The 12,384-nt window shown below is 71.0% G+C and carries 5 protein-coding genes; all 5 read right to left on the reverse strand.

Going from position 1 to position 12,384, the window contains the following annotated elements; genetic code table 11:
- Positions 1-33: 33 nt before the first annotated feature.
- The gene (locus IDM46_RS07315) at positions 34-4,914 is read right to left on the reverse strand and encodes an alpha-2-macroglobulin (protein WP_223878062.1); all 4,881 of its coding nucleotides are present in this window, start codon (positions 4,912-4,914) and stop codon (positions 34-36) included.
- A gap of 174 nt (positions 4,915-5,088) precedes the next feature.
- A complete protein-coding gene (gyrA, locus tag IDM46_RS07320; RefSeq protein ID WP_185115335.1) occupies positions 5,089-7,812 on the reverse strand; it encodes a DNA gyrase subunit A in 2,724 nt (907 codons plus the stop codon).
- A 149-nt stretch (positions 7,813-7,961) separates the two neighbouring features.
- Positions 7,962-9,020 (reverse strand): S-methyl-5-thioribose-1-phosphate isomerase, encoded by a 1,059-nt coding sequence (gene mtnA, locus IDM46_RS07325; RefSeq protein ID WP_185115336.1) that lies wholly within the window; start codon positions 9,018-9,020, stop codon positions 7,962-7,964.
- A 29-nt stretch (positions 9,021-9,049) separates the two neighbouring features.
- Positions 9,050-10,003, reverse strand: coding sequence for an EF-P lysine aminoacylase EpmA (gene epmA / locus IDM46_RS07330; RefSeq protein WP_185115337.1), 954 nt, complete (start codon positions 10,001-10,003; stop codon positions 9,050-9,052).
- Complete coding sequence (gene ligA, locus IDM46_RS07335; protein WP_185115338.1) at positions 10,000-12,354, reverse strand: NAD-dependent DNA ligase LigA; 2,355 nt, start codon at positions 12,352-12,354, stop codon at positions 10,000-10,002. Before ligA ends, epmA begins: the two co-directional genes overlap by 4 nt.
- Positions 12,355-12,384 lie beyond the last annotated feature (30 nt).

Genomic DNA, 12,384 nt, shown 5'->3' on the forward strand with positions numbered 1-12,384 from the left:
GTCAGCGAGCGGGCGCGCGTCCACGCGGCCCGCTCACGGCTGCACCACCGTCATCTGCGCCGGTTGCGCATGGCCCACGCCGCGCAGCTCCGGCCTGTACATGTCCTCGACCAGCGGCGGCGGCACGGTGTAGCGACCGGGGGTAACCGCGCGCACCAGGTAGAACACATGCGCCGCGTTGCCGGCATCGAGCGACAGCGCGGCGACGTAGCGGTCGTCGCGGAATTCCTCGTGGCGCAGCTCTGCGGCGCTGGCGCGCTCCGACAATGCGATGCCGCCGATCACGACCTCGGCCCACTGCCCGGCGTCCCCGAGGTTCATGTTCTCGACCTCCAGCCCCGCCGGCAGCAGGTCGGTAAGCAGCGCATCGGGCATGTCGCGGTCGGCGGTGACCGACACCCGCGCCACCAGCGCCTCGCCTTCCTTCAGCGGACGCGGTGTCCACGGCTTGCCGTCGGTCGCGAACCAGGCGCGCTCCACCCGGATCGCGCTCGCGTCGGGCGCGGGTGCGCTGCGCGGAATGCCGGCGACTTCGATGCTGGCGTACAGCGGCGATGTGCCCTGCGGCACGAAACGCACGCCCTTGGCCAGTGCGTCATGGCCGTAGCTGCGCGAGACGTACCGCACCGGCGCAATCGCCTCGTCCACGCCACCCTCGGTCAGGGTGCCCGACACCTCGCGGCCCGGCCCGGCGGCGAGCGTCTTGCCCAGGCGTGCAATCGCGGCCTGTTCCTGCGTGCTGAGGTGGAACCAGCGCGCCTTGCGCCGCGCCTCCAGCTCGCGCCCCAGCGCCACCAGCCGCGCGTCCCAGGACTTCGGCACCAGCTCGTGCCTGCGCGCGAGCGCGAGCATCAGCGCGGCATCGCGCAACGGCGTGCCGTAGTCGCCCAGGTAACCCGGCCGCTGGCCGGATGCGACGAAGGCTTCGTCGAGCGCCTTCTGCCCGCGCGCCTTGTCGCCCTGCAGCGACAGCGCCAGGCCGAGGTGTGCCAGCGGCATCGGTCCGCGCAGCACCTTGCGCTCGTTGTCGTACATCGCGCGCAACGTGCCCAGCGGCGCGCGGCCGACGCGCGCCAGCACGTAGCCAGCGTGCGCCTTGTAGGCGAAGCGCAGGTGCTCGCGGTTGTCCTGCCCGTAGAACTGCTGGCCGTCGGACAGCAGGTCCTCGGACAGGCGCGACAGCGCCTTCTGCAGCATCGCCTCGGGCACGTCGAAGCCGGCCTCGCGCGCATCGAGCATGAACTCCGCCGCGTACGGGGTGAGCATGGCATCGGTGCCGTCGGCACCACCCCACATCGAAAAGTGGCCGGACGACGCCTGCAGCGCCGCAAGCCTGCCGAGCGCGCCTTCCATGCGCCTGGTGCGGTCGTTGGCGGGCAGCGGAGTCATGCCGTAGGTCGCGGCGGTCGAGGCATCGAGCACGAGGGCCGCGTAGCCCTTGCTGGTCGTCTGCTCGGCGCAGCCGTAGGGATAGTCGAGGGCGCCCTGCAGGGCGCTGGCGAACGGAATCGGCGGCAGCGCGCCGACGCCGAGGCGCGCCTGCACCGAGCCGGGCAGCAGGCCTTCGGCAAGGTCGGTGCCCAGCACCACCGGCGCCAGCGGATCGAGGGTCATGGCACGCGTCCGCACCACCTGCGGCCACGGCGCGCGGATCGGCAGGTCATGGCGGCGGTCGACCTTCACCCCCGGGCCGTCGACGCGCACGCGCACCCTGGCGACGGCATGGCCGTCGCGCGCGAGCAGCGGGAACGACAGCGTCGTCTTGCCTTCCGCGGCAAGCGCGACATCGCGCGTGCCCTCGCCGACGTCGAGTGGGCCTTCGCCCTCCACGCGCACGCGGAACGTGCCCGGCTTGCCGGTGAAGTTGGCAAGGTCGAGCGTCACCGTGGCGCTGTCGCCCGGCGCCATCACCCGGGGCATGCCGGCCTCGGCGACCAGCGGCGCACGCACCAGCAGTTCGGCATCGCGGTTGCCATAGCGGGTGTCGCCATAGACCAGCGCCGAGACCCGCAGCGTGCCGTTGAAGTCCGGCATGGTGAATTCGACGCGTGCGTTGCCCTTGGCATCCAGCCGCACCGGGCCGGAGAACAGGTCCACGGTCTGCACCCGCGCGGTCGGCCGCCGCGCCTGCGGCAGCGCCGCCAGCCCCACGTCGCCGCCAAAACGCAGGCGCGCGCTGCCGCCGTCGAAGCTCTCGATCACGCGGCCGTAGATGTCGTAGGCATCGGTGCCCAGCCGGCGCTGCGCGAAGAAGTGGCGATTCGCGTCCGGCACCGGATAGCGGGTGATGTTGAGGATGCCGACGTCCACCGCCGACACCGTGGCGTGGGCCAGCTGTCCGGCCAGCGCCGGCGCGCTCACGGTGACCTTGAGCAGTTCGCCCGGCACGGCCCTGGTCGGCAACGACATGCCGACCGCGGCGCGACGGTCGCCGCGCGCCATCGGTACATGCGCCACGCCCACCGCGCGCGCCGGGGTGACCTTGCTGGTCGCGCTGCCGCCGCGGAACACGAGCGCGGTCACGTACACGTCGTGGCGCTCCCAGTCTTCGCCCACCGGGATCCGGAACGTGCTGCCGGCCTTGGCGTCGATCGCCTGCACGTACAGCAGCCTGTCGCTCTCCACCAGCAGCAGGCCCTTGCCGGCGTGCGGGGGCGTGACCGTGACCTCGAGCGTGTCACCGGCGCGGTAGCCGGTCTTGTCGAGCGACAGCTTGACCTTGTCGGGACGCGCGTCGGGGCCGCGGTTCTCGTCGCCCCAGCTCCAGCCGGCGCGGAACGGATAGCGCATGACCAGGCCCGTGGCCGGGTCGCGCACCTCGATGCGGTATTCGCCCCACTCCACCGGAAAATCGAAACGCGCGGCGGTCGTGCCGGCGTCGATGCCGCGCTTCTCCACCACCTCGAAGCGGCGCGTGAAGTCGTAGTTCCAGCCGCCGTCGTCGTTGAAATTCCAGTGGTAGTCGCGGTGCTCGCGCACCAGGCTCAGCTCGAGTCCCTTCACCGGGCGCGGCGTGCCGTCGGCAGCCACGCGCACCAGCTCGAAGCGGGCACTGGCGTTGGCGTCGCTGCCTTCCTTGTCGTCGAACAGCGGGCGCACACCGACCAGCGCATCGGCTGGCCACAGCACGCGCTTGAGGCTGCGGTTGACGCTGCGTCCGCCGCTCTCGTACAGGCTGGCGGCAACCACCACCGCCACCGGCGTCGTCGCGGCCACCTCCGCGGGCAGCGCGATGTCGTGCGCCAGCGCGCCCTTGGCATCAAGGCTGGCGTCGATGACGTCGCGCGCGTCGCGCGGCAGCTGCACCGTGGGGTCGCCGAAGAAGTAACCCGGCAGGCCATCCAGTGGATGCTGCTCCACGGCGACGGACATCTTGGCGGTGAGGCGGTTGCCGGCCGCCGGCGCGCCGTACAGGTAGGCGCCGCTGGCGCGAAGTCGCAGCGGCTCGCCCGGTTTCAGCAGCGCCTGCGCGCTGTCGAGCTCGAGCTTCATGCGCTCGGGCAGGAATTCCTCGATGCGCAGCGCCATGCCCTGCACCGCTTCGCGGCTGGCGGGATCGGTGCGGAATTCGAGCTGCCAGCGCCCGGTGGCAGCCTCCACCGGGATCTCGCGTTCGAAACGGTAGTAGCCCTGGGCACCGGCCTCGAGCCGGGACTCGATGAACGTCTTGCCGTCCGGCTGCTTGAGGCGTGCGAACAGCGGCTGGGCCTTGCCGTCCTTCGCAGCCGGCACCGGCCTGCCGTCGGCATCGCGCAACAGCGCGGAGACGCGCACGGTCTCACCCGGGCGGTACAGGTCGCGGCCGGACCAGGCGAAGACGTCGAACCAGGCGTTGCCGCGGCCCGCGACCGCAAACTCCGACAGGTCCAGCGCCGGCTGGTTGAACGGCAGCAGCGACACATCCTTGCCACGGGTGGCGACCAGCACCTGCGCCGCGACGAGCTTGTGGTCGAGCACGGCATTGCCGTTGCCGTCGGTCTCGGACTTGAAGACCGCCTCGCCGTTCGCGCCGAGCACGCGCAGCTCCACCCCGCCAAGCGCGGCACCTGTCTGCAGCGATGCGGTGTGCACGAACAGCTGGTCCCTGTAGGCGCGCAGGTGCAGGCCGATGTCGCTGACGGTGAAGAACGCGGTCTCGAACATGTCGCCGAAACGGCCGGCCTTCTTCATGACCGCGAAGTACAAGCCCGGCTCCTGCAGTTCGGGGATCGACTGGATCGGCAGGTAGGTCAGCACGCGCTCGTTGCGCTCGCCGCCCAGCACGAAGCGGTTGACGTACACCGGCTCGGCGAGCCTGGCGACGGACTTGCCCTGGCGGTAGTCGTTGTCGAGCTCCCAGCCGCTGCGGCGGCCGCCACGCTGGTACTCGGCATAGAAGCGCGGCAGCGACGCCTCGGGCACGCGCAGGAATTCGACGTCGACCTCCTCGACGTTCACCGATACCACCGGCAGCCCGCGCGATTCGCGCGCCGGCAGCACGCTGCCCTGCGAGGCGAAGCCGACGACCGGCGCGAGTTCGCCCGTGGAGACCGTGCGCTGGATGTCCTGGCCCAGCGTGCTGCCGTCGGCAGCCGTCAATGCGCCGGAGATGCGCAAGGTGTATTCGCGGTTCGCTTCGGCGAACGGAAAGCGCAGCACGCGGCCGTCATCGTCCAGGCTCCAGCTGCTGTCGCCGGCGACCGGCTCGGCGAAGGTCAGCAGGCGATCGAAATCCTGGGTGCCAACCAGCGGCCGGGAAAACTCCACCGCCAGCGACAGCGAGCCTTCGGACTGGTCGGGCCAGGCGCGCACCAGACCGAAACCTTCGACTTCGGCGCGTTCGGCCTGGATGGCTTCGCCACCGGCAGCCGGCAGTTGCCCGCCCTCGTCGCGCTTGCAGCCGCCGAGGGCCAGTAGCGCCAATGCGGCGACCATGGCCACCACGTGCAGCACGGCGCGGCCCGTCCGCAGGGTGTCCTTCCCGTTGCGCATGTCACCTCCCGGAGTTGCCGGCAGTATAGACAGCGCCGGCGTACCGCAGGCCAACGCGCGGGGGCCCGGAAGAGGGTCGACAGGGCCGTGCCGCGTGTCGCGCGACACGGCCTGCGGTCAGGCGTCGCCGCCCGGCGCGGCCTCGCTGGACGCGCTGTCATCGACAGGCGCGGCAATGGCCGGCAACCCGCCATCGGCCACGTCGCCGAGGTCGTCGTCGTCGCCGATCGTGGCGTCGACGCGCTCGATCGCCTGCAGGCGCTCGTCCTCGGCCAGGCGGATCAAGGTCACGCCCTGGGTGTTGCGGCTGACCACCGAGATCTCCGCCGCGCGCGTGCGCACAAGCGTGCCGCCGTCGGAAATCAGCAGCACTTCGTCTCCGCGCGACAGCAGCACCGCGGCCACCAGCCGGCCGTTGCGGTCGGTGGTCTGGATGCCGATCACGCCCTGCGTGCCGCGGCCCTTGCGCGGGTACTCGGCCAGGCGCGTGCGCTTGCCGTAGCCGTTCTCGGTGGCGGTCAGGATGTAGGCATCGGCTTCGTCGTCGAGCACGATCGCGTTCTCGACGGTCTCCGCGCTGTCGATGGCGACGTCGTCGCCCTCATGTTCAATCGCGTCACCCGCGCTCTCGGTCACGATCAGGCTGACCACCGACTCGCCGCCGGCCAGGCGGATGCCGCGCACGCCGGTGGCGGTGCGGCCCATCGAACGCACGGCGGCCTCGTCGAAGCGCACCGTCTTGCCGTTGGACGCGAACAGCATGATGTCGCGCTGGCCGTCGGTGAGCTCGGCGCCGATCAGCGCGTCGCCGTCGTCGAGGTTGATCGCGATCTTGCCGCGCTGCAGGCGATAGGCGAACTCGGTCAGCGGGGTCTTCTTGACGGTGCCGTTGCGGGTCGCGAAGAAGACGTACTGGTCGTCGCGGTATTCGCGCACCGGCAGCACCGCCTGCACGCGCTCGCCAGGCTCCAGCGGGATCCAGTTGATGATCGGGCGGCCGCGGGCGTTGGAACCGGCCTCAGGCAGCTGGTAGACCGACAGCCAGAACACGCGCCCCGCGCTGGTGAATGTCAGCAGCGTGTCGTGGGTGTTGACCAGCCACAGCTGGTCGATCGAATCCTCGTCCTTGGTGGCCGCGGCGTTGCGGCCGCGACCCCCGCGCTTCTGCGCGCGGTAGGCGCTGACCGGCTGGCGCTTGGCGTAGCCGGCGCGCGACAGCGTCACCACCACTTCTTCGGGGGCGATCAGGTCGAGGATGTCGAGGTCTTCCTCGCTGGCGCGGATCTCGCTGCGGCGCGCGTCGCCGTACTCTTCCTGGATGTTGCGCAGCTCGGTGCGGATGACATCGAGCAGCACGTCGGGGTTCTCGAGGATCTCGATCAGGCCACGGATGGCCTCCAGCAGCACGCGGTATTCATCGGTCAGCTTTTCCTGCTCCAGCCCGGTCAGGCGGTGCAGGCGCATCTCGAGGATCTGCTGCGCCTGGACATCGGTGAGCTGGTAGCCGTCGGCAAGCAGGCCCACCCCCTTGGGCAGGTCATCCGGGCGCGACGCCTCGGCACCGGCCGCGGCGAGCAGCGTGCCCACCAGCCCCGGCTGCCAGACGCGCGCCAGCATGCGTTCCTTGGCGACCTGCGGGTTGTCGGAGGTCTTGATCAGCTCGATCATCTCGTCGATGTTGGCGAGCGCGACCGTCAGGCCCTCGAGCACGTGGGCGCGCGCGCGCGCCTTGCGCAGCTCGAAGATGGTGCGGCGGGTGACCACCTCGCGGCGGTGGCGCACGAAGGCTTCGAGGAAATCCTTGAGGTTCAGCACCCGTGGCCGGCCGTCGACCAGCGCCACCATGTTGATGCCGAACACCGACTCCAGCTGGGTCTGCTGGTAGAGGTTGTTGAGCACCACTTCGGCCGACTCGCCGCGCTTGATCTCGATGTAGATGCGCATGCCGTCCTTGTCGGACTCGTCGCGCAGCTCGCTGATGCCCTCGAGCTTCTTTTCCTTGACCAGCTCGGCGATCTTCTCGATCAGCCGCGCCTTGTTGACCTGATACGGGAGCTCGCTGACCGCGATCGCCTCGCGGCCGTTGTCGGCGACCTCGATATCGGCCTTGGCGCGCATGCGCACGCGGCCGCGGCCGGTGCGGTAGCCCAGGTGGATGCCGCTCACGCCGTTGATGATGCCGCCGGTGGGGAAGTCCGGCCCCGGGATGTGCTCCATCAGCCCGTCGATATCGATCGACGGATCGTCGATCAGCGCGATCAGCGCGTTGATCACCTCATTGAGGTTGTGCGGCGGGATGTTGGTGGCCATGCCCACCGCGATGCCGGTGGACCCGTTGACCAGGAGGTTCGGGAACCGGGTCGGCATGACCGTCGGCTCGTGTTCCTTCTCGTCGTAGTTGGGCTGGAAATCGACGGTGTCCTTGTCGATGTCGGCCATCAGCTCGTGCGCCAGGCGCGACATGCGCGCCTCGGTGTAACGCATCGCCGCGGCCGGGTCGCCGTCGACGGAGCCGAAGTTGCCCTGCCCGTCGACCAGCATGTAGCGCAGCGAGAACGGCTGCGCCATGCGCACCAGGGTGTCGTACACCGACTGGTCGCCGTGCGGATGGTACTTACCGATCACGTCACCGACGATGCGCGCGGACTTGAAGTACGGCTTGTTGCTGTGCGCGCCGAGCTCGGTCATCGCGAACAGCACGCGGCGGTGCACCGGCTTGAGGCCGTCGCGGACATCGGGGAGTGCGCGCCCCACGATCACGCTCATGGCGTAATCGAGGTAACTGCGGCGCATCTCGTCCTCGAGGTTGACGGGGATGATTTCCTTCGCGAGCTCTGCCATCAGGCGGTTGTTCCCTGCATGTCCGACCAGCCCCGCGCACGGCGCGCGACGCCTTCCGCGAGCGGTTCGCGGAACCTCGGGATTGTATCACGAACGGGCGCTCCCCTGCCCGCTTTTCTCCCGCTGAAACAACAACTTGCCGCCGACCATCAGCCGCCGAACAGTGCCCGCATGGACGCCTCGTCCGGACGCTCGACAACACCCTTCTCGGTCACGATGGCGTCGATCAGCGCGGCGGGGGTCACATCGAACACCGGGTTCCACGCCTTGATGCCGTCGGCCGCGACGCGCTGGCCGGCGACGCCGAGCAGTTCGCCCGGATCGCGCTCCTCGATTTCGATGAAGTCGCCCGAAGGCGTGGCCATGTCCACCGTCGACGCCGGCGCCACCACCATGAACCTGCGGCCATGGAAGCGCGCCGAAATCGCCAGCTGGTAGGTGCCGATCTTGTTGGCGACATCGCCGTTGGCGCAGATGCGGTCGGCACCGACCACCACCCAGTCGACCTCGCCCCCCTTGAGCAGATGCGAGGCCGCCGCGTCTGCAATGAGCGTGGCATCGATGCCATCCTCCTGCAGCTCCCAGGCGGTGAGACGCGAGCCCTGCATCCACGGCCGTGTCTCGTCGGCGAACACGCGCTCGATGCGCCCCTGCGCCACACCGGCGCGGATCACGCCGAGCGCGGTGCCGAAGCCGGCGGTTGCCAGCGAGCCGGTATTGCAGTGGGTCAGCACGCCACTGCCGGGCGCGATCAGCGCCGCGCCGAGCGCGCCCATGCGGCGGTTGGCGGCGAGGTCCTCGGTTTCGATGGCGCGCGCCTCATGCTCCAGCACCTCGCGCCAGTCGGATCCCGCGACCACGAGCGCGCCGCGCATGCGCGCCAACGCCCAGGCCAGGTTGACCGCTGTCGGACGCGCGGCATTGAGGCGCTGCATCGCCGGCGCCAGCGCGGCGGCGGCGGCGACACCGTCGCCCGCCGCGACCTGCTGCCCGGCGAGCACCACGCCCCAGGCCGCGGCGATGCCGATCGCGGGCGCCCCACGCACGGCCAATGCGTGGATCGCGGCGGCGACCGCGTCGCTGTCGCCGCAGGACAGGTATTCGACCACGAGCGGCAGCTTGCGCTGGTCGAGGAGTTCCAGCGCGCTGCCGGTCCAGCGGATCGGGCGGATGCGGTCGTAGCGGGCGTAATCGATCGTGGTGTCCATGCGGCCAGTTTACCGGCTGCGGCGCGACCCTAGGCGTGGGCGAAATCGAAGGCCAGCACGTCGGCGATGGCATTGCTGCCGAGCATCGCCATCAGCAGGCGGTCGACGCCGAGCGCCACGCCCGAGCAGTCCGGCAGGCCGTCGGCCAGCGCGCCGAGCAGGGCCTCGTCCAGCGGCGGCAGCACGGCGCCACGGGTGTCGCGCACGACATGGTCGCGCCCGAAGCGCGCGCGCTGCTCGTCGGCATCGGTCAGCTCGTGGTAGCCGTTGGCCAGCTCCAGCGGCCCGAGGTAGAGCTCGAAGCGTTCGGCGACGTCGACATCGTCGCGACGCGCCACCTTCGCCAGCGCGCACTGCGATGCCGGATAGTCGTGCATCGCCAGCAGCTGGCCGGGCGCGAACGCCGGCTGGATGTGGTGCGTCATCAGCAGGTCGAGCCAGTCGTCGCGGGTCAGGCCTTCGGGAGCGACGTGGCCGGCGAACGCCGCCTGCAGTTCGGCCATCGACGCGGTCATCGGGTCGAGGCCGAGCGCCTCGCGATACAGGTCGCGGTACGACACCTTGCGCAGCGTCGCTTCGCGCCCCACCAGCGCCAGCGCCGCCTGCACCAGCGCCGCGGTCTCGTCGATGAGCGGCTCGAGCGTCCAGCCGACCCGGTACCACTCGAGCATGGTGAACTCGGGATTGTGGCGCCCGCCGGCTTCGCCATCGCGGAACACGCGTCCGAGTTCGTAGCAGTCGCCGACGCCGGCGGCGAGCAGGCGCTTCATCGGGTACTCGGCCGACGTGCGCAGCCAGCGCGTGCGCGGAGCGCCATCGGTGCGGCCGCCGAACTCCAGCGCGAACGACGCGATGTTGGGATCGGTGTTGCCCGCGCGCGACATCATCGGCGTCTCGACCTCGAGCACGCCGCGCGCCGCGAAGAAATCGCGCAGGAGGGCGTTGAGGCGCGCGCGCAGGCGCAGCGCGTCCAGCCGGCTCACGCGTGTGCCGCCAGGAAGGCCAGCAGCCGCGCCTCGTCCCAGACCTCGACACCCAGCTCTTCGGCCTTCGCCAGCTTGGAGCCGGCCTCGGCGCCGGCGACCACGAACGCGGTCTTCTTCGACACGCTGCCGGCGACCTTCGCGCCCAGCGCTTCCAGGCGTGACTTGGCTTCGTCGCGGCCCATCGACTCCAGGGTGCCGGTGATCACCGCGGTCACGCCCTCCAGCGGACCCGCGGCGGCCGCGTCCGCCGGCATCGCCGCCAGCAGCTCGCCCTGCATCGCCGCCGCGGCCTCCAGCAGCCGCGCGTTCGCAGGATCGGCACGCCAGGCTGCAAACGCAGCCGCGGCTTCTTCGGGCAGGCCGGCGATCACCATGTTGTAGCGGTCCGCAGCCAGCAGCCTGCGCACATCGGGGAAGGCATCCGCCAGCTGGCGCGCACGCAGCGGCGTCAGCCGCGGGATGCCGAGGTCGGCGAGCAGGGTCGCCAGGTCAAGGCTGTCGCGCAGCTTCGGCGACGGCGGGCGGGTATCGGTCATGCGCACGCCGCGCGCCAGCAGCGCATCGATCACCTGCTGGTTGCCCGGCTGGTCGAGGAAGTGCCCGAGCGCGCGCGCGACCTCGTCACCGACGTCGGGCACGCGCTTGAACAGCGGCCACGGCGCGCGGCGGATGCGCTCGAGGTCGCCGAACCAGGCGGCCAGCGCCTTGGCCGTGCTCTCGCCGACATGCTCGATGCCGAGCGCGAACAGGAAACGCTCCAGCGTGGTCTCGCGGCTGTGGTCGATCGCCGCCACCAAGTTCTCCGCCCAGCGCGTGGCGACCTTGCCGGCGCGCACGGTCTCCGGCGTGGTGCCGTCGCGCTCGTCGGCGCGGCGCTTCATCTCCACGAAGTCGTCAACGGTGAGCCGGTACAGGTCGGCGACGCTGTCGCCGTAGCCGAAGTCGACCAGCGCCTGGATCAGGCGCTCGCCGAGGCCGTCGATGTCCATCGCCCGGCGCGAGGCGAAGTGGAACAGGCCCTGCACGCGCTGCGACGGGCACACCAGCTCGCCGCTGCAGCGCGCCACCACCTCGCCCTCCTCGCGCACGATCTCCGAACCGCAGGCCGGGCACGCGGTGGGCATGCGCCACGGCGTGGTGCCCGGCGGCCGCTGATCGGCGACCACGCGCAGTACCTCGGGGATCACGTCGCCGGCGCGGCGCACGATCACCGTGTCGCCGACGCGCACGTCCAGGCGCGCGACCTGGTCGGCGTTGTGCAGGGTGGCGCGGGTCACGGTCACGCCGCCTACGTGCACCGGGCGCATCAGCACCCATGGCGTCACCGCACCCGTGCGGCCGACATTGACCTCGATGGCCTCGACCACCGTGGACTCCTCCTGCGCCGCGAACTTGTGCGCGATCGCCCAGCGCGGCGCGCGCGACACGAAACCCATCGCCTCCTGCTGGTCGCTGCGGTCGAGCTTGTAGACCACGCCGTCGATGTCGTAGGGCAGCGTGTCGCGCGCCTCGCCGATGCGGCGGTAGTAGGCCAGCACGCCGTCGAGGCCACGCGCCACGTCCACCAGCGGCGACACCGGGAAACCGAGCGTGCGCAGCCAGGCCAGCACCTGCGAATGCGTATCGGGCAACTCGACGCCTTCCACCACGCCCAGCGAATAGGCGAAGAACGCCAGCGGACGCCGCGCGCTGACTGCGGGATCGAGCTGGCGCAGTGATCCGGCCGCGCCGTTGCGCGGGTTGGCGAGCGGCCTGGCGCCGTTGGCCAGCGCCCACTGGTTGTAGGCGTCGAAGCCGGCGCGCGGCATGTAGACCTCGCCGCGCACCTCGAGCACGTCCGGCACGCCGGGCGCCTGCGCGCCGGGCTGGCGCAGGCGCAGCGGCACGGCCTTGACCGTGCGCAGGTTGGCGGTGACGTCCTCGCCGCTCGCACCGTCGCCGCGCGTGGCGCCGCGCACGAACAGCCCCGCCTCGTAGCGCAGGCTGATCGCCAGGCCATCGAACTTGGGTTCGACCGAGAACACCGGCTGGGGGTCTCCGGTCTCGCGCACGATGCGGGCGACGAAGTCCGCCACCTCGTCGTCGCTGAACGCGTTGGCCAGCGACAGCATCGGCACCGCGTGGCGGACCTCGGCGAATTTCGCCGAGGGCATGTTGCCCACGCGCCGCGTCGGCGAGTCGGGCGTGGCCAGGCTCGGGTCGGCCTCTTCAAGCGCGACCAGCTCGCGCAGCAGGCGGTCGTAATCGGCGTCGGCGATCGCGGGATCGTCGAGCACGTGATAACGGTGGTTGGCGTCGTCGATCAGTCGGCGCAGTTCGGCGGCGCGCTGCGGGGCGGTGTCGGGCATCGGCGGATTGTAAGGCTTGCCGCGCGGGCC

This window comes from Luteimonas sp. MC1825 (genome assembly GCF_014764385.1).
Lineage (GTDB): Bacteria > Pseudomonadota > Gammaproteobacteria > Xanthomonadales > Xanthomonadaceae > Luteimonas.